The organism is Gottfriedia solisilvae (assembly GCF_002128405.1).
In the GTDB taxonomy this organism is placed as follows: domain Bacteria; phylum Bacillota; class Bacilli; order Bacillales; family Bacillaceae_G; genus Gottfriedia; species Gottfriedia solisilvae.
On sequence record NZ_NETJ01000001.1, the window covers coordinates 306,847 to 326,639 of the forward strand.

Genomic DNA, 19,793 nt, shown 5'->3' on the forward strand with positions numbered 1-19,793 from the left:
CATTTAATATAGCTGTTCAAGGACATTGTTCCTATTGGAAAATTCATTAGCTGATGAAATCTCCAATATAGCAACAATCTCTTCTCTAAAATGCTTTAATAATAAATACAAGTTGGACGAAATTAAGTACAAACAATCATTTTATTTATAGAAACAATCCCATTAAGACAGTATGATAGTATCGTCCATCAATAAATGTATCTTCTTTTATTATTCCTTCAATCTCAAAACCTAGTTTTTTATATAAACGAATGGCTTTTGTATTATCTTCATTACAAGTCAATTGAATTTTCCTCGTGATGGTATTTTGTTTTGACCAATCAATAAGGTATTCCATTAAACTATTTCCTAATTGTAATCCCCAATATTCCTTTTTTATAACAATGCCTAATGTTCCAACATGCTTGGTACGTGCTGCTTGACTAGAATGAATCGAGGCAATGCTGATGATTTGTTCATTTAATGTAACTAATAGAATGATCGTATTCAGTTGTTCTTTTGAATTCGTTAAAGATGTTTTATATTCTTCAAGATCTCTTTTAAATTCATTTTCGCCAAAAGATAGAAAATTTGTTTCTCCTCCGACAATATTATAAAAATCAATGATCGATTGTGCGTCATCCTTAGAAGCTTCCCGTACAGTTACAATCAGATCGTTTTTTAACTTTATTTTGAACATGTCAATGACTCCTTTTCAAACAAAAAAGAGCCGCATTTGCAGCTCACTACTTCGTATTTTAATAAATAATTTATTTTTCATTATTCATCATATCATATTGCAAATGATTTTCCATTTTATTCTCTATCAATTTTTTCTTTTCGCTTGTAATGACTACTAAGGCAGCACCAAGTAAAACAATTGCACCACCAACTAATTGTAATAATTTCATGTTTTCGTTTAAAAGAATAGTAGAAAAAATAATCGTAATAACTGGTTCCACCATACTTAATATTGCACTTTTTGTAGGTCCTATTAATTTTATACCTGCAAAAAAAGATGCCATTGAAATGACGCTAGAAATGATTGAAATGCAAAGAATTGATAACCATCCAACAAAACTAAAATGAAATTGAAGTGTATTAGTAGTCAAACCCACAATTAAAAAGGAAATTGCGGCAAACAACGCTATAAACGCACTTGTCACTAAAGGTGGCACTTGTAATGTCACTCTACCACCTACAATAATATAAATTGAGTAAACAATTGCAGCACCCAATGCTAGTGAAATGCCAAATATATTCATATGGTCTGTTGGAGTTCCTAAAACTAAAAGAATACCAAAAAGTGAAATAATCATAGAAATAACCATAAATTTTGTTAGTTTTTCTTTATTAACAAAAAATGATAGGATTGCAACAAAAACAGGATATAAGTATAAAATCAATGCAGCTAAAGATGCAGGTATGTACTTAATCGAACTAAAATAAAAACTAGATTGTAAAGTATACAGGATGCTACCTAGAAGAAAAAATGTGATAAATTGTTTCTTCGTGATCGAAACAAATCCTTTCTTCATAAATAGATAACTAAAAAAGATGATCGAAGCAAATGAGAATCGTAGAAATAACAATGTATTTACACTAACTTGATGGTCATAGGCATAAATTGCAAAAATAGGCATCAAACCAAATGCTGTCGCTGACAAAAGTATTAAAAAATATCCTAAATACATCGATATTCCTCCTAGATTACGTATTCTCTGAAAAGTATTTTGAATTTTAAATTAATTAAAGTGTAACATACATACCTCTATTTACAATTCAAATTTTCAACATATTGCACTTTGTATTCATTTCTAAATTAAGGTTTACTTCAAACAGCATAAGATCGCATTAGCAATTCAACATGACAAAGCGTAAAATAAGAATATAAATTCATAAAGGACTGATGAAGATGGAATTATTGGGAATACATCATGTATCATTACTTACTGGAAAAGCAGAAAAAAACTTTGAATTTTATACAAAAGTTTTAGGTATGAGACTTGTTAAAAAGACTGTAAATCAAGATAATACGTCTAGCTATCACTTGTTTTATGGAGACGCCAAAGGAAATCCAGGGACAGAAATAACCTTTTTTGACATTCCTGGATTAGGTAATACATATCATGGTCATTCTAGTATTTCAACAACATCATTACGCGTACAGTCAACAGAATCATTACATTTTTGGAAGAGTCGATTCAATCAGTTAGGGATTCGTCATGAAGAAATCAGTAAAAGAGCAAATCGTGATACTCTAGCCTTTCAAGATTATGAAGGAACAAGATTAATTTTAGTTGCAGATAATGGAGAATCAGGTGTACCAGCTGGAATTCCATGGATTCAAACAGATATCCCGCTCGAGCATGGAATCGTAGGTTTAGGACCTGTAACCTTAACAGTCAAAGATGCTGCACCTACATTAAAGACGTTAACCGAAGTTTTAGGTTTCAGACATATTGGTACATATCCATCTCCTTCTGAAAATCAACCTAATATTGACGTATTGGCAACTGGAATTGGTGGTTCTGGCGCAGAAGTACATGTAGAAAGTCGCCCAGATTTACCTAGAGAAAGGCCTGGACGAGGTAGTGTTCATCATGTTGCATTTCGCGTGCCAAATGAAGAAGAATTTAATAAGTGGGCTGAAAAGATTACATCATTAGGTTACATAAATTCTGGAAAAGTCGAAAGATATTACTTTAAAGCACTATATTTTAGAGAACCAAATCATATTTTATTTGAATTATCAACTGATACTCCTGGATTTGCAGTTGATGAATCAATTGAATCTTTAGGAGAACAGCTAGCTCTTCCTCCATTTTTAGAGCCAAAAAGAGCTGAAATCGAAGCTAGTTTACGTCCATTAGAAATTTAGGATCAGTTAGTAAAAGAGAAGACACTTCAGTATCCAATGTCTTCTCTTAATCATTTAATCCCAATATTTCTCCATTAATTCAGTTGACCAATTTGGTTGTTTTATTTCTCCTTTTGGAAGAAATTCTTTCATTATTGGTTTTATATCAATAATTGGTGTTCCATTGATTGCATCCAATCCTCTGACTGTAATTGTACGCTCATTATGACTCAATAGTTCAACTGACGTTAAGCCTAATTTATTTGGACGGTTTTTCCCTCTTTGAGAAAAAATCCCAACTTTCGGATAGCTTGGATTATTCCTTGGATGTCTAGCATTATATTGAATTTTATCATCAGAGACTTTATCAAAATAAAAAATTATCTCTAAGTGTGAAAAATCGGTAATCCCACTTAAAGCTAATTCACTAACCTCTTCAACTAACTCAATTTCAGAAATGATAGAACCCCAATGATCGTCTTCTATTTCTTGTCTAGAATTTTTGACATAAGCAATTGGTTTAATTGTAAATGACATAATCGATTCTCCTATTGTTTAGTATAATTTGATTATACAGAAAATTAACGGAATTAGTAAAATTGATACTATCCTTTATGTATCAACCGAGAATTTTATTTATATGATAGAATCCTATTCTTCTATGTAATATCGTAATTTGAATAAGAAAAAGTATGCCTTAATTGGCATACTTTTTTAGTTTTACTCTCTACTTTTCATTTTTAATGGTGCATTTTTCATCATTGGGAATGTTAAGGACTGTAGTATCATTCCAACAATACCTAAAATAGTAAATATCATTAATACATTATTTTCTAAGATCCAACCAAAGATTGTTGGAATATATCCAGTAATTGAAGATAAAGTAATAATGATACTGATACCTACTAGTAAAATTAGAAAATTTAATACACCTAATCTTCTGATCAAAACTGCAATTAGAGATGATATCCCAAGAATGAAAAATCCAATCATTAAATCAATCCAATAATATGAGAAAAAATGATAATTTGTTGAATACCATTCACCAGCATGAAAAAAATGAAATTTATTAATACCTTTATCAAATAAAAAGTTCATTATTAAATATAAAAGATTTAAAAATGTAATACTAGCTACAACCATAAGAGAAGCCATCACATTATATGACTTTAAAAATTGTACCCTTGTACTACCTAGTCCGATAGCAACCTGAATTGGAATCACTAAACCCGCGACAGCAAATGTACAAATCCCTCCAAAAGTTGGCCCAAATAAAGCAGCTTCAGTTCCTGATGGAATATTAAACATAAAGCTAATTAAGAGATAAATGACCGATAATCCTAATGTAATTGTGGAAAATAACATAAAATACCAACGTAAGTCATCAAATATTAATTGATAAGTACCCTTAATTGAACTCATGATTTCACCTCAATCTTTCTATCCGTAACATTAATTAAATAATCTTGTAAACTAGCTTTTTCAATTGTTAAATCATGTTCCGAAGCGATTGATTTCCAGTGATTAGAATAATTTTCATCGAGCATCACTTTTAGTGTTGAACTGATTTTAGATGTTTCGATTATGCTTGTATTAGAAGTAACCTGTTCGATCAATTCACTATTACCTGATAAAATAACACCTTTTTCTCTCATAACTTCCATTTGTTCATGAAATAAAACTACTCCATCTTGGATCACAATGAGTGATTCACAAAGTGGTTGAATTTCTTCAATATGATGAGTAGAGATTAAAAATAAGCGTGGTTGTTCTTCATAACTCTCTAATAATGCATCATAAAATATTTTTCGCTTTACTGCATCCAACCCATTTGTTGGCTCATCAAGAATTGTAATTTGTGCATTACTTGCTAAACCTAATATGATTTGTGTAGCAGTTTTCATTCCTTTAGAAAATTTAGTGATTTTTTTCTTATAAGGTAGCTCAAATAAATCGATTAGTTTTTCAGCAAACTCTTGGTTCCAATTCGGATGAAAATAGCGACCAAATTTACATACGTCTTCAATTTTCCAATTTTGACCAAAAGGATGATTTTCTTGAATATAACAAATTTTTTCTAATGCGGATAAATTATTATAAGGTTCTTGACCTAATACATTTAATTGACCTTCTAATGGTTTATAGTGTCCCGCAAGTAAACTCATTAAAGTTGTCTTCCCAGATCCATTTCTCCCCCATAGACCAATAATGTTTGGTTCCGTTTCGTGTAAATTAAATTTTGATAAAACCGGTGTTTGTTGATAACCATAAGTCAAATTCTTAATCTGGATCAATCGTTACTCCCCCTATTTTGAATCCATTTTTGTTTTTATCAATTCAATAACCATTTGTTCATCAAGATGTATTCGATTTGCTTCCTTTAATAAAGGAGCGACATATTCTTCATAAAATTGCTCTTTTCGCTGAATGATTAATTTCTCTTTTGCGCCTTTAGAAACAAACATTCCAACACCTCTTTGTTTATAAATAATTTCCTTGTCAACCAAAGCTTGGAGTCCTTTTCTAGCTGTTGCAGGATTAATATTATAAAAACGTGATAATTCATTTGTTGAAGGAACTTGCTCCTCCTCCTTAATTCTACCGTCAATAATTTCATCCATAATTAAAACGGCAATTTGGTGAAATATTGGCTGAGATTCATCTAATGTTGGTTTCATTAGCAGCTTCCTTTACTTGTTAGTTATTTAGTTAGTTACTTGTGTAACTAACTATACTACCTAATAAATGATATGTAAAGTATATCTAAAAAGTACGCCTAAATATAAAAATCTATTTTCAAGTAGAAAATAGATTTATTAGACAACCAGGCAAACGTACGCTTTTTTTTGTTTTGCCTGCTTGTGGTGCTATTTAAAAAGATAAAAGCCCTAATTCAAAAAGAAGTAGGGCCTAATTTTATTAAAAATATATACGAATAAGAATCTCTAAAGTGGATTGATAACTTTCAAGATCATAGTTAGAATTATTGACAACTTCCTTTTTTAAACTTAGTTCTTCTAAAATGTTAACTTCGAGCTGTTTTCTTGCCTCAAGAATTTTTATTGTTCCCTCTAATCCGTTAAAATCATGTTCACTTCCAAATGCTTGATTTACATAATAATTTACAAATCCATCAAACCATTCTTTTGGTCTTTCATTTATAGTCTTATGGAATGAAAATTTTAAATCATCTTGACTAACATAAAGTAACAGTGGATTTAGAGCTTCAACTGCATTTTCTAACGATTTTATATATTGGATCACTTTTTCTTTACTTGCATTATATTTAATCATTCCAACTGTTATTGGATTTTGAATAAAACAGCATTCAAAAATAGTTACTTTATCACTTTTTTTGGCTTGTTCAGCAAAAGCTTGCCATCTTTTTTCGATTAAATATTGATTTTGTTCAAGTGGTAATTCATATATATCCTTTTTCATCAATGAATCTAATAATTCAGGTGATAGTTTTAAACCTAATTTGTGATGTAGTTTTTGATATGGAATTAAAAAACCAGATTCATATTCTTCCATATGTTGTTTTATCATTTCACTTTGTAGCTCATGTTTTAAAAATAATTGTTCCATTTCTGACTTCGTAAAAAACGCTACTCCTTCAAAGTCAGCAGGATGATTTACATCACCTTCTAAGAACAATTCAGCTGCTACATTCTGTTCTTTTAAAATGTTATATACTAATCTAGCAGTCGTTGATTTACCAAAACCAGGTAATCCCTCAACTAATATTAAATTTGGTTTTGTACTCAATACAGTGTCCTCACTTTAACTTTTATAATTTTTTTATTTCAAGCTCGTATACTCCACTGTATTCACCTCAAATTTATTTAATATACTACTAGTATACTAGAAATTACACCCATTAATAAATACAATTTATATTTAGAATGTGTTTTTCACTTTCACTTTCACTTACTTCAAATTCAGATTTAATTCAATATTAACTAATTCATTTTTTATAATCGGAAGGATCGATTCTAAACAACCTTTTTCAAATGGAGAAATCAGGTTGGACTCTTCTAATATCGTTAAAAACGAATTGCTACCTCCAGCTTTACAAATTGTAAGAAATTTAGAAAAGGCTTTATCCTCATTTGCTTTAAATCGTTTCCAAAATTGGAAGGCACAAACTTGAGCTAATGCATAATCAATAAAGTAAAAAGGTGTTTTATATATAAGTGTCTGTTGTTGCCAATACCCACCTTTTTCTAAATAATCATTTCCTTCATAATTGCGAAAAGGTAAATATTCTTTTTCAATATTCCTCCACTTTTCTTTTCGTTCATTTGGAGTCAGTTCTGGATTTTCATAAACAATATGTTGAAACTCGTCAACAGCAACACAATATACTAACCAGTCGAGTGCTTCATGCAGGTGTAGATATTTATATTTATTTGTTTCTTCACCAAAAATACGATTAAGCGATTTCCATCCAAACAACTCCATACTCATTGAAAAAATTTCACACGCTTCATAAGTGGGATAATGATAGTCAACTAATTCTAAATTTCGACTAGCATAAAGTTGAAATGCATGACCAGCTTCATGAAGAAATACCCGAACATCATCGGAAGTTCCGTTGAAATTTGCAAAAATATAAGGGGATTTATATTCAGCAATATATGTACAAAAGCCCGCTCTCGCTTTATCATTTCTTGTCTCTACATCTAAAAGATTATTTGATACCATGAATTGATAAAATTCCGCTGTTTCAGGTGAAATCTCCTTAAACACATGTTGAAATTCATTTAGTATCCATTTGACATTTCCTTTAGGTTCTGGGTTTCCATCATCAAACAGAATATCTAAATCATAATAAAGTAACGTTTCAATGTTTAAACGATTTCTCTGATTTTCTTTCAATTCTATTAATAAAGGAACGATTACATCTTTAACTTGCTTTCTAAAAATACGAATCATTTCTGAACCATAACCAATCCTTAGCATGCGTGCATAACCTAATTCTACAAATTTTTTGTATCCTAGCTTTTGTGCAATTTCTGTTCTTTTTTTAACTAAATTATGAAAAATTTGATCTAGTTCTTCTTCATGCTCCTCATAAAATCCATACCTAGCATTAACTGCTTGTTTTCTTAATTCTCTATTTTTATTTTGTGAATATGCTCTTACTTGAGTTAAATTCATCTCTTTCGAAAGGAAGTTAATTCTTGCAGAAGAAATAAGTTTCGTATATTGACTTACTAATTTATTTTCCATCACTAAATCTTCAATAATATTTGCAGAGATTGTTTTGGTTTGTAGTTCTGCAAGGGAAAAGAATTGTTTACCCCACATTTCTTCTAATTGGTTTCTATATTCACAGTTCACAAGATTCCTAAAATATTCGTTTATCAAATTTTGATATTTAGGATTAGATTCATCAAAAAATTTTTGTTCCGCTGAATAAAATGAATCGCTTGTATTTCTCATAAATTGTAAATAAGCAAGATTCATCATACTTTCGAAGTTTGATCTTAACTGATTTATTTTGCTAATTATATTACTTAATTCTTCAATATCTTTTGACTGCTTAAATTGATTAAGGAGATGGATTAGATCCTGCTCCAATTTATCAATATTAGGTCTCTTATAATTAAATTTCTCGAATTTCATAAATTTCACTACCTTCTGTTATTTTATAGGCCGTATTCTAATTCATTCATTCACGAATTCCTCTTCCAATCACCTTAAATGTTTCAGCGTCAACATAAACCACAATATCGCCTAATATTTCTTCATTTTTTGTACTATATGTCACTTTAAAAACTTCATTTCCATCATATTGATCGTTTACTAATCTAGCAGTATCCTTTGATACGAATGTTTTCAGAACGTTTCCTTTCGCATCATCATTCGTTAAATCTTTCCTTTCATGACTTGTTAAATCAGCATTTGCTATTATTTCTGCTTTTACAGCTTCTGGAGAAATTTCTGGTATCGCACATTTTGTTCTTTTCATATGTTGACCACATTTATTTTGATGAAAACCACGTGTATTAAATTCAATAAATCCAATAACTAAAAGGATTAAACTAACGATGAATATAGATTTTAATTTCATTTAGTCCTCCATCTATCTAACTTGATTTTATAAATTATTTCTTCCATATGACATGTAATATTACCTTTTAATTGGAAGCAAGTCTTTCATTTACGAACAATTTGGACATAATGAAGGTACTATAACTTTTTTACTATGTTGTTTCATCGAGAGAGTAATTCTTGTATAATAGAAAAGATGTGAAATAATTAACTTACTATTTTTGTTTTTAGAAAGGACTTTATAATAGATGGCAAATAAAGATTTAATCAACCAAGTTGCTAAGCGCCGTATTTTTGGAATCATTTCTCACCCGGATGCTGGTAAAACAACGTTAACTGAAAAATTACTTTTACATGGTGGAGCAATTCGTGAAGCTGGTACTGTAAAAGCACAAAAAAACTCTAAATATGCAAAATCTGACTGGATGGAAATTGAAAAACAACGTGGGATTTCTGTTACTTCTTCAGTTATGCAATTTGAATACGATGAAAAAATGGTCTCAATTATGGATACACCAGGTCATAATGATTTCGGTGAGGATACATACCGTGTACTAACTTCTGTTGATAGTGCAGTGATGGTAATTGATGCTGCTAAAGGTATCGAGGCGCAAACGAAAAAACTTTTCCAAGTATGTCGTATGCGTGGAATTCCGATTTTTACATTCATGAACAAATTAGATCGACAAGCAAAGGATCCATTAGAATTAATGGAGGAACTTGAAGAAGTTCTTGGAATGCCTTCAGTAGCTGTAACATGGCCAATTGGTAGTGGTATGCAATTTGAGGGTGTATATGATCGTCTTGAAAATGAAGTTCATCTATTCAGAAAAGATGAAGTCATTAAGCTTGGAAAAGATGGTGTTCATGGACCTGAATTAGAAGCCCATTTAGAATCGACAAACCTAGAAAACTTAAGAGATGAAGTTGATCTTTTAGAAGGTGCTGGGAATGAATTTAATATTGAATTGGTACAATCTGGTGAATTAACACCTGTATTTTTTGGAACTGCATTAGTTGATTTTGGTGTTACACCATTTTTAAATCATTTCTTAGATATGTCACCTGCTCCTGGTCCACGTAAAACGATCAATAGTGAAGTGAATCCAACAGATGAAACGTTTAGTGGCTTTATTTTTAAAATCCAAGCTAATATGAATCCGGCCCACCGTGACCGAATTGCATTTGTACGTATTTGTTCTGGTGTATTCGAACGTGGAATGAACGTAATGCTCTCTCGTACTGGTAAACAAATCAAACTAAGTCAATCTACTCAATTAATGGCAAATGATCGTGAGACTGTTGATAAAGCATATGCTGGGGATGTAATTGGTATTTATGATTCGGGGACATATCAAATTGGTGACACAATTACGGCTGGCAAACAAAAAATATTCTTTGAGCCATTACCTACCTTCCCACCAGAATTATTCTTACGCGTAAGCCCGGTAAACTCATTAAAATCTAAGCACTTCCATAAAGGTGTCGAACAATTAGCCCAAGAAGGTGCTATTCAAGTTTATAAAAATGAATTTAATGAAGTTATACTTGGTGCAGTTGGTCAACTTCAATTTGAAGTATTTGAGTACAGATTAAAAAATGAGTATGGTTCTGACATTCGTAAAGATCATGTTGATTATAATATTGCACGTTGGGTAAAAACAGATGATGTAAAAGGCTTAAAAAAATATCAGGATATGCGTAACATGCTTGTATTTGACCGCTTTGAACGTCCGTTATTCCTATTTGCAAATGAATTTACTTTTAATCGATTCCAAGAACGACATGAAGAGCTTGAACTTGTAGAAGCACTTGATGTTAATAATGAAATCGCTCCAGAATAATAAAAAAAAGTGGCTGAATCATTCAGCCGCTTTTTTTATGCCTTTTTCGAAGAATAATTTATAGTTGATAGATTTTTTGGCTCCTTTATTGATAAATAAACAGCTAATATGATTAATAAACTGCCTACATAAAATGAAGTTTTTATTGATTCATTCAATAAGAAAAAGCCAAAAACTGTCCCAATAAGTGGTTGGAAAAAGAAAAACAATGAGCCCGTAGATGTATCTATGAATTCAAATCCTTTATTCCACAAATAAAATGCCCCTGCTGTAGAAATTGTTCCTAAAAATATTACTCCCATCCAAATCCAAAAATTAAGCGATAATGAACTAGGATTTTGAATTTGTTCAACTACTGTAAAAGGAATTGTAAAAATTACCCCAAAAACAGTTGCCCAAGTTGTAACGGTTAAAGAAGAATATTTTTTCGTTTGTGCTTTACTTAAAACTGTGTATAAAGCCCACGTTATTGCAGCTCCAAATAAAATGATATTACCATAATAAGCACCGTAATCTGTATTTCCTGTTGGTATTCCAATCACTACGATCACACCTATAGTCGCTAACACTAATGAAATGATTTTACGATTATTTATTTTCTCTTTTAAAATGAGAAATGCAAAAAATGAAATCAATGCAGGTGAAGCTGAAGTTATTAAAGATCCCATAGCCGCTCCTGAAAGCTTTGTACCGATAAATTGAAGACCAATTGAACCTGAGTAGCCAACTAAACCAATCATTGCAATTGTTAATAAGTCCTTCTTATCTATCTTCCATGATTTTTGAATGATACAAATAATTCCTAAGGCAATTAGCGCTAATAAAAACCTCATTTCCAGTAAAAGCCATGGAGAAATATGATCTAATACGACTTTACTTACAACATACGTCATTCCCCATATACTGGCAGCTAAAGATAAATATACTGCACCTTTAAAAAAATTCATTGTTACTTCTCATCTCCTACCCTACCCAATCATCTTTTGTCAATTCGAAGACAAACTCATTCACTATTTGACCTTTAAAAGGACTATTTTCTATTTTTTTCACCTGACGAAATCCTATTCTTTTTAAAAGTTTGATTGAGGAGTCATTTTGTTCAACAGCAATCGCTTGAATTTTTTCTTTATGTAAAACGTTAAATGCATGATTTACAAGTCCATTTAGTGCTTCTGTTGCATAGCCTTGTTTTTGAAATTGTGGATCTAATGTGAAACCAATCTCAATTGAATTTAGCGGTAACTCTAGCGTATGGATACCAAAATCTCCTATTAGTCTTCCATGATCTTTAAGTTCAATCGCAACTTGTACCCATGTGTCTGGAATGTTTGCGATCGCAATTTTTTGTTTTTCAATAAATGAAATTGCTTGTTCGTATGAATAGTCCTGCCACCCTTGATATTTTGCGACATCAGGATTAGCTCGATATTGATAAAAGTATTCCAAATCTTCATCTTTAAATCTTCTTAATTTTAATCGTTCGGTTTCAAATTCTATAAAATTATGTACCATGTAATCACCTCTAATGTTAAAAATCAATTAATCCTGGCTTTTTTATTATACTTTGAAAATTCAAAATAAGTATATCGAATTTTTTCATCTTCAAATAGTACTTTAAAAAGTATGGTTTATAATGATAAAATTCTCGACATCATCCTGATGGAACTATTCACCCTCTAACTATTACTTCGAATTAGACCTCGCCGTGATTTTATCTCAAATTATTATCAATATGGATCAATGCACAAAAAAATACTGACCATTAATTGATCAGTATCTTTAAGTTAATAATTTGTTACTTTATTAAATGGCGTTTGAATAATAATTGGTTTTTTAGCTGGATCTAGCCATTTTAAGATAGAAATAACATTTGTTTTTGAAGTTGCAGTACAACCAGCTGTATATCCAGAAGTACCGGCTATGTGAAAGAATATAGCACTTCCTTTACCAGGTGTTCTTGATACATTGTAGTTGATCACAAATCCATAATCATAAAGAGAAATATTCATCTTTTCAGCACTATTCCATCTTCCATTGTTTTTAGAAGCTGATTGCCAAGTATTATAAAGTGTACTTTTGGAATCATCTACCCACACATCATCAGCTGTTATTTTTCGATAAGGTAATTTTGTTCCTGGATTAACCTGTCTACCAAAGGCTGTCGTTATCGTATATTTTCCTTCTGGCGTTTCGTAATCACCTTCATGTTTACTAGAAATCATACCGTTTTTCCCAATAACGCCTGCAAATGTATTACGTTTTTTCCAACCGCTATCGTATTTTTCGAACGTCTCAATCACAACATTTCTAGTACTTTCATTATCTGCAGTTACAATAATTAGTTGCTTAGAAGTACCAATCGTTTTCATATTATTTACGGTTGATGATGCAATTCTACTTGTGGACTTTCTGATATATTTGCTTGAAACCCACCCTGTTTTCGTACCAACAGTTATTTTATACCAGCCTGTCTTACTACTTGTGATGCTTACTGTTTCACCTTTTTTAATTGTGGCAACGACCCTATAATTTGTGCTAGGTCCACTTCTGATATTTAAAGTAGTTGCAGTTACAGTACCTTTAATAGTAGCCGCCTCAACAGTTTGAATACTAGAAGGTATCATATTTACGTTTAATAACCCACCAGTAAAAATTGATAATGCTAATGATGCTTTCAATATTCGTTTTTTCATACGATCGCTCCAATATGTATATGATCTTAGTTGTAGAGCTTTCATTATACATAATTAATGTTTACAAAATGAGGTCATTTTCATTACAAATTCATTTTCTATAAATTACATGTTTTAGTTCAATATAAAAAAACAGAAGCTCGTATAAGCTTCTGTTTATAATATTAATTAATGTCCAACCATCATGCTTGATTTTGCTTCTTCATCAAGTTCACCTTGATCAATATCACTCACTACTGGTTTACGTAAAATAATTGATAGTACAGCACCTGCTAAAGCAATTCCTGCTGCTAGTAAGAATGTATCTCCGTATGCAGAAATCATCGCTTCTAAAGGATTTGCGATTTTAGTCATATAATCCTTTGTACTTGAAGTTAAGAATCCAGCCATACCTGCTACTGCAAAAGATACCATTACTTGTTGTGCTGCTGATGTTAAAGATGTAACGCGACTTACTAAATGTCTTGGAGCAGATTGTAATACGTGAGTATTGATTGCCATCATTGAAATACCCATTCCAGCACCCATCATTGCAAGTGTAAGAATAATAAAGACATTTGTTGAATCAAGTGTAATTGTTGAGAATAAATATAGAGCACCTGTTATAACTGTTAATCCAACTAATGCAAGTGGTCTTGCACCAACTTTATCATATAATTTCCCACCGATTGGCATCATTAAAGCAGATGCAACAGCTTGTGGAAGCATAATTAAACCTGTTTCAAAAGCGCCATAGCCTTTTACAGTTTGTAAATATAAAGGAACAATTAAGAATGAACCAAATAATGCGATTTGCATGATCCATGTAATTAAGATACTTCTAGTAAAATCAGAAGACTTAAACACTCTTAGTTCAAGTAGTGGTTGTTTTTGTCTTAATTCAACAACGATAAATAATAATAAGGCTACTCCACCTACAATTAAACCTGTTAATGTCTCTTTAGATGTCCAGCTTGTAGAGCTTTCACTAACACCATAAGCTAACATTGAAAATGCAATTGGAGCAAGGATAATACCAAATTTATCAAGTGAAGGAACAGTTTTCGTTTCGAAATTTGGTAAATATTTCATACCAACGATTAACGCAATAATTCCTATTGGTAAATTAATTAAGAAAATCCAGTGCCAAGTTGAGAATTCAACAAACCAACCTGAAATAACTGGTCCTAAGGCTGGAGCTAATAGCATTGGAATACCAAGCATTCCCATGATTGAACCCATTTTATCTGGAGGAGCTAAACGGAAAATAATAGCCATCCCAATTGGTGCAACCATACCTCCACCTAGTCCTTGAATGATACGATAAATAATTAATTGTTCAGGCGACTGTGCTACTGAACATAACACTGAACCGATTGTAAAGAATAAAATTGTGATTAAGAAGATTCGCTTTGCGCCGAAGCGATCTGACATCCATCCTGCTAATGGAATAACTGCAGATAGTGCTAATGTATAACCAGTGATCGTCCATTGCATTGTATCCAAATCAGATTTGAAATACTCTACAATACCTGGCATAGCTACGTTTACTACAGTACTATCTAATATAACCATGATCATACCAATAATTACAGCCATAACTGGACCGATAATTGTTTTGATATTAAAAGGCGTTTCTACAGCCTCATTTTGCTTACTCATATGCCAACCCCATTTCCCCTAATATAATTGCTAAAAAATAATGACTCATAACAGTTCTGAAGTACTTTACCATAAATTTATGAATTGAATATGAACTGTTGTTTTCTAAATATGCAAAACAGAAAAATAATCATACAAAATTAAACGGTAAAAGTAAACAACAAAAAGTGTTCTCGAACAAAGTACAGTATATAAGAATAGTTAGTTTTGTTCAAGTTTATTTTTTGTAAATTTAAATAATTAATAAAGTCATTATTTTTTATTACTTGAAGGATGTTTCCCTTATAGTATTTTCATTAAAAAAATAAAAAGCCCCTGTAAAAAATTACAGGGCTATTGTTTACTATATTATCTTTTATAAGAAATATTATTTATTTTTTACGTATTTAATCATTAAATTTGCAATTGTATGTTGCTCTTGTTCATCAGCAACTGTCCATAAATCCTTAAGCACTTGCTCTTCTGGATTTTTAGGATCTACTTCATTTGCCAAATAATCTCCTAGGCGATAAGCCATTTCAGAAACAGCTCCGTCAGCTAGACCTTTTTCATTTGAAGCATCTAAACGATTTCCTAAAAAATCTTTCCATTGATCCCAATTATCTAAAATTGACATTCTTTTTCACCCCATCAAATCGTATTTGTAAAGATTACATAAATACTATTTACTTTTTTTAAGGTAAATATGTATGAATTATTGTCCGGGGAATATTTTCAGAATATTGGCAATACTTTCGACAAAAACCAACCAATTTCATTTAAGTTCAACGAAATTGGCCATTTGCATATACTTTTATGTTAGTTATTGTCTGAATTCATGAAAAATATTGCTAACGTTCCTGGGCCAGCATGTGCTCCAACTGCCGAACCAATCGAATGGATAATAAAATCTTTACATCCAAACATCTCACTCATAGCATTCTTTAATTCAGTTGCTCTTTCAATGTCATCACCATGGGAAATACCAATCAATTGATTTGATAAATTTACGCCTCTAGACTCCATTATTTCAAGCATTCTTTTTAAGACCTTTTTTGATCCTCTTATTTTTTCTAATGGAATTAATTTCCCATCTTCAACATGAAGGATCGGTTTGATATTTAATAAATTACCAACAAAACCAGCAACTTTACTTACTCGTCCACCACGTACTAAATATTGTAAGTCATCTACAGTAAAAATGTGTTCAATATGGTTGATAGAGTGATGAATTTGAGTCATTATTTCCTCTTTAGTCTTACCTTCATTTGCAAGGATTGCAGCCTTAACTGCAGCTAAGCCCTGACCTATTGATGCACATTTTGTATCAACGATATCTAAATCAAATTCGGGAAATTCTTCAACAATTTCATTTTTCACCATAACTGTTGATTGATATGTACCTGATAGTTCAGAAGAGAAGGCTAAATAAATACAAGGAACATTCTCTTTTGCATATTTAATAAATGTACTATGTATACGATCGTATGATGGCAAAGATGTTTTAAATACTTTTCCATTACGCATTTCTGAAAATAAAGTCGATGAATTTAACGTCTCACCATCTAAATATTCTTTTTCATCCTCAGAATAAACACGTAACGGTATCACATCAATTTGATATTGTTCTAATACTTCTTTAGGCAAATCAGCCGCACTATCAGTTATTATTTTTACATTCATACTTTTTACCTCTGTTTTCTTTTAATAATTTTATTTTCTCATAAAATTGCTTAAATGAATAAAAAAATGTTTTTTTATTTAAAGTAAAACATTTAAAGGTATTCCTAACAAGTATTAACTTTCAAATTTTCTATATTTATTGTTACATTTCTCATTATTTCTTAACCCATATTATTTTGGGTAATAACCATAACGAGCAGTCTTAGTTTCCTCTTCTGACTCAATTGAATTGTTTACAGCAATAACGATTAGAATTGATCCTAAAACTTGTACCCAACTACCAAAAAATAAAAGTTGTTCTCCAATAGCAATATTTTGATTTAGAAGTGCTACATTCCCTATACCATCAATCATAGCACCTATTGCAATTAATTCATTTCCGAAAACTTCAAATTTAACTAATACACCTTCTTCTTGTCTAGCACCATTTGCTTCAAATGAAGCACCTATTGATTGAATCACACTCCCTAAAGCGTTTAATTTTTCCCCTTGTTCCATTGATCCACTTATTTCTAGTTCTGTTGCAAGTGTATTTGTTGCATTTCCTGCAGCTTGAATCCAACTTCCTAACATAATTGTAAGTAAATGATCATTATTACTACTTTCACTTTTTATTAATTTTTCCCTACCAACTGACTGAATTGAATTTCCAAATGCCTCGATTGCATTTCCTTTCGCAAACAGTTTCTTTCCAAAGTTCGTGCCAATAATATGTTTACCTGTAACGCCTACAGCTGAGGTCACTGTTCCAAATAACAAAAACCATGCGCCTGTTATAATTAGCTCCTCGCCTACGTTACTCATTTTTTCACCTCCAAATATATGTAGATATTTATCTTATTCATCATAAAATTTAATTGACAATATTTAATGTTTTAATTATTATAAAAAAAATTAATATTTTCAATAAGGCTATGATGAGAAAAGTAATATAGAATTGTCACTTACAGAGACCTCCGGTTGCTGAAATGGAGGATTGACAATCTAATTGAAAAAAGACTTTGAGCCTCGTATTGAACTAAGTTAGAAAGCTTCGATCTTAGGGATGGTACGACGGGATCTCCCGTTATAGAGATAGGGTATAAGCATTTTTGCCGTACCTAAATGAGGTTGATATGGCAACATATTAACAAACTGAGGTGGTACCACGAAGTTAACAACTCTCGTCCTCAAGATGAATAATCTTGGGGGTGGGAGTTTTTTTATTTACTTTTTTAATCATATAAATATTGAAAATTGAGGTGGTTTTATGCATTGGGCATATAAAATTGCAACTGAATTGATTAATAAATATCCAAATAAAGAAACATTCGTTTGTGCTTCTGGTATAAGTCCTTCTGGTTCTGTTCACATCGGGAATTTCCGAGAAGTAATAACTACTTATTTTGTGGTGAAAGCTTTACAAGATTTAGGAAAAAAGACAAGATTCATTTTTTCTTGGGATGATTTTGATCGATTTAGAAAAGTCCCTAATAACGTAGACGCTGAGTTTCAGCAATATATTGGTAAATCATATGATAATATCCCCGATCCGTTTGGATGTCATCATTCTTACGCAGAGCACTTTGAAGCCGAATTTGAGGATTCATTAAAAGTTTTTGGTATAGAAATTGAATTTATTTATCAACATAGCGCTTACACTTCAGGGAAATATAATAAACAAATCCTTCATGCATTGAAACAAAGAAAAGAAATTTACGATATTCTAATGGAATTTAAAACTAGTCAGTCTTCTAATCACGATAGGGATGCTTTTTACCCTTTAACAATTTATTGTAAAAAATGCGGTAAAGATGATACAAAAATAATTCTTTTTGAAGAAGAACAAGAAGAAATTAAGTATGAATGTTTATGTGGTTTTCAACATCAAATAAAAATTATGGAAGCAAACAATATTAAATTGAATTGGAAAGTAGATTGGCCAATGAGATGGATGATGGAGGATGTTATATTTGAGCCCGGTGGTAGAGATCATTCTTCGGAGACGGGTAGCTATAATGTTTCAAAAGAAATAGCTAAAAGGATTTTTCATTTCGAAGCACCAGATTATACTCCATATGAATTCATTGGTATTAAAGGCCATAATGGAAAAATGTCCAGTTCTACTGGAAATAACATAACACCTAATGAATTATTAAACATCTATATACCAGAAATCATTCTGTTTATGTTTGCAAAGTATAAACCTTCTACTGCTTTTAATATAGGGACAGATGAAGATGTTCTTAAAAACTATACAGAATATGAACGATATATTGTGAATAATCTAAATCGATCACTAGAAGATGAAGATATAAAATACGCCTTAGAGCTATCTCATTCTAATAAAACATTGAGTCGTCTTCCAAAATTTAGTCTAATAGCAAGTGTACTCCCATTAGTAAATTATAATGTTCAATTACTTCAAAAAATCCTAGAAAAAAATGGAGAGAAATACGATATTCAAACGATAAAAAAAATTAGTAATAGAGCTGAATATTGGATTAAACATTGCTACCCTATTAAAAATATTGTTGTTAATCAAAATAAAGCTTCTGACTTATTCCAAACTTTAAATGATGAACAAAGAAATTGGATTTATCAACTGCAGGAATATATTGCACTTACTAATAATTCAGACTCGCAATTGATGCAAAAAATATACGCTATTTGTCAACATCACGACAAAAAAATAATGAAAGCAAACCAAAAACAGTTCTTTACTTTGGTATATAAACTTATATTAAACAGTCCAAGTGGTCCACCTTTCCCAATTTTAATTCAAGCCATTGGAAAAGATAAAACCCTGGATTTATTGGACTTTCAATAAATCTTTTCATACAAACAAAAATTGAACTCTAATCTTTTTTAGAGTTCAATTTCATATTTACTGAATTCGGTTTTTAAACGCTTCTTCAGTTACAATATAGTCTTCTTCACGATCTTCGTGTTTACGATCCTCTGGTTCTACAAGTGAACCTTGTGGTTGTGTAGGTTCATGACCTTTTTTCTTATGATTAAAATGTTTCCCTCGTGCCATTATTTATTTCCTCCCTCTACATCAATAAATCATTA

At 31.1% G+C, this 19,793-nt stretch carries 20 protein-coding genes and 1 other annotated feature; of the genes, 3 read left to right on the top strand and 17 right to left on the bottom strand.

Going from position 1 to position 19,793, the window contains the following annotated elements; genetic code table 11:
* Positions 1-145: 145 nt before the first annotated feature.
* Positions 146-679, bottom strand: coding sequence for a GNAT family N-acetyltransferase (locus tag CAB05_RS01425; RefSeq protein WP_087998028.1), 534 nt, complete (start codon positions 677-679; stop codon positions 146-148).
* Between the two features lie 70 nt (positions 680-749).
* Complete coding sequence (locus tag CAB05_RS01430) at positions 750-1,673, bottom strand: DMT family transporter (protein ID WP_087998029.1); 924 nt, start codon at positions 1,671-1,673, stop codon at positions 750-752.
* 221 nt (positions 1,674-1,894) lie between these two features.
* Between CAB05_RS01430 and CAB05_RS01435 the strand changes: the two genes are divergently transcribed.
* Positions 1,895-2,860, top strand: coding sequence for a ring-cleaving dioxygenase (locus CAB05_RS01435; protein ID WP_087998030.1), 966 nt, complete (start codon positions 1,895-1,897; stop codon positions 2,858-2,860).
* Positions 2,861-2,914: 54 nt separating this feature from the next.
* Here CAB05_RS01435 and CAB05_RS01440 read toward each other — a convergent pair whose 3' ends face one another.
* The 7 genes from CAB05_RS01440 to CAB05_RS01470 all read right to left on the bottom strand — a co-directional run bounded on the left by CAB05_RS01440 (position 2,915) and on the right by CAB05_RS01470 (position 8,918).
* Positions 2,915-3,376 carry an SAM-dependent methyltransferase gene (locus CAB05_RS01440; protein ID WP_087998031.1) on the bottom strand — a complete coding sequence of 154 codons (462 nt, stop codon included), beginning with the start codon at positions 3,374-3,376 and terminating at the stop codon, positions 2,915-2,917.
* A gap of 183 nt (positions 3,377-3,559) precedes the next feature.
* A complete protein-coding gene (locus tag CAB05_RS01445; RefSeq protein ID WP_087998032.1) occupies positions 3,560-4,261 on the bottom strand; it encodes a hypothetical protein in 702 nt (233 codons plus the stop codon).
* Positions 4,258-5,133, bottom strand: coding sequence for an ATP-binding cassette domain-containing protein (locus tag CAB05_RS01450; RefSeq protein WP_087998033.1), 876 nt, complete (start codon positions 5,131-5,133; stop codon positions 4,258-4,260). Before CAB05_RS01450 ends, CAB05_RS01445 begins: the two co-directional genes overlap by 4 nt.
* Positions 5,134-5,145: 12 nt before the next feature.
* A complete protein-coding gene (locus CAB05_RS01455) occupies positions 5,146-5,517 on the bottom strand; it encodes a GntR family transcriptional regulator (RefSeq protein ID WP_087998034.1) in 372 nt (123 codons plus the stop codon).
* 241 nt (positions 5,518-5,758) lie between these two features.
* Positions 5,759-6,607, bottom strand: coding sequence for a P-loop NTPase family protein (locus tag CAB05_RS01460; RefSeq protein WP_087998035.1), 849 nt, complete (start codon positions 6,605-6,607; stop codon positions 5,759-5,761).
* A 162-nt stretch (positions 6,608-6,769) separates the two neighbouring features.
* A complete protein-coding gene (locus CAB05_RS01465; RefSeq protein WP_087998036.1) occupies positions 6,770-8,470 on the bottom strand; it encodes a M3 family oligoendopeptidase in 1,701 nt (566 codons plus the stop codon).
* Positions 8,471-8,516: 46 nt separating this feature from the next.
* A complete protein-coding gene (locus tag CAB05_RS01470; protein WP_087998037.1) occupies positions 8,517-8,918 on the bottom strand; it encodes a hypothetical protein in 402 nt (133 codons plus the stop codon).
* 229 nt (positions 8,919-9,147) lie between these two features.
* Here CAB05_RS01470 and CAB05_RS01475 point away from each other — a divergent pair, with 229 nt between their 5' ends.
* The gene (locus tag CAB05_RS01475) at positions 9,148-10,743 is read left to right on the top strand and encodes a peptide chain release factor 3 (protein ID WP_087998038.1); all 1,596 of its coding nucleotides are present in this window, start codon (positions 9,148-9,150) and stop codon (positions 10,741-10,743) included.
* Positions 10,744-10,778: 35 nt separating this feature from the next.
* Here the strand turns inward: CAB05_RS01475 and CAB05_RS01480 are convergent, their stop codons facing one another.
* From CAB05_RS01480 to CAB05_RS01510, 7 genes are all read right to left on the bottom strand, one after another.
* Positions 10,779-11,690: a DMT family transporter gene (locus CAB05_RS01480; protein WP_087998039.1), complete on the bottom strand. Its 912-nt coding sequence runs from the start codon at positions 11,688-11,690 to the stop codon at positions 10,779-10,781.
* Between the two features lie 16 nt (positions 11,691-11,706).
* The gene (locus CAB05_RS01485; RefSeq protein WP_087998040.1) at positions 11,707-12,255 is read right to left on the bottom strand and encodes a GNAT family N-acetyltransferase; all 549 of its coding nucleotides are present in this window, start codon (positions 12,253-12,255) and stop codon (positions 11,707-11,709) included.
* 272 nt (positions 12,256-12,527) lie between these two features.
* Entirely contained in the window at positions 12,528-13,436 is a 909-nt protein-coding gene (locus tag CAB05_RS01490; RefSeq protein ID WP_087998041.1) for an SH3 domain-containing protein, read from the bottom strand.
* A 168-nt stretch (positions 13,437-13,604) separates the two neighbouring features.
* Positions 13,605-15,077 carry a DHA2 family efflux MFS transporter permease subunit gene (locus CAB05_RS01495; RefSeq protein WP_087998042.1) on the bottom strand — a complete coding sequence of 491 codons (1,473 nt, stop codon included), beginning with the start codon at positions 15,075-15,077 and terminating at the stop codon, positions 13,605-13,607.
* A 367-nt stretch (positions 15,078-15,444) separates the two neighbouring features.
* Positions 15,445-15,693: a DUF3243 domain-containing protein gene (locus tag CAB05_RS01500; protein ID WP_087998043.1), complete on the bottom strand. Its 249-nt coding sequence runs from the start codon at positions 15,691-15,693 to the stop codon at positions 15,445-15,447.
* A gap of 182 nt (positions 15,694-15,875) precedes the next feature.
* Positions 15,876-16,739: a DegV family protein gene (locus CAB05_RS01505; RefSeq protein WP_087998044.1), complete on the bottom strand. Its 864-nt coding sequence runs from the start codon at positions 16,737-16,739 to the stop codon at positions 15,876-15,878.
* A gap of 171 nt (positions 16,740-16,910) precedes the next feature.
* On the bottom strand, positions 16,911-17,543 hold the full coding sequence (locus CAB05_RS01510; RefSeq protein WP_087998045.1) for a DUF6944 family repetitive protein: 633 nt from the start codon (positions 17,541-17,543) through the stop codon (positions 16,911-16,913).
* 101 nt (positions 17,544-17,644) lie between these two features.
* Positions 17,645-17,913 (top strand) — a binding site (T-box leader).
* A 75-nt stretch (positions 17,914-17,988) separates the two neighbouring features.
* Between CAB05_RS01510 and lysS the strand changes: the two genes are divergently transcribed.
* Positions 17,989-19,548, top strand: coding sequence for a lysine--tRNA ligase (lysS, locus tag CAB05_RS01515; RefSeq protein ID WP_087998046.1), 1,560 nt, complete (start codon positions 17,989-17,991; stop codon positions 19,546-19,548).
* Between the two features lie 57 nt (positions 19,549-19,605).
* Here the strand turns inward: lysS and CAB05_RS22275 are convergent, their stop codons facing one another.
* Complete coding sequence (locus CAB05_RS22275) at positions 19,606-19,758, bottom strand: hypothetical protein (RefSeq protein ID WP_167374453.1); 153 nt, start codon at positions 19,756-19,758, stop codon at positions 19,606-19,608.
* Positions 19,759-19,793: the final 35 nt, after the last annotated feature.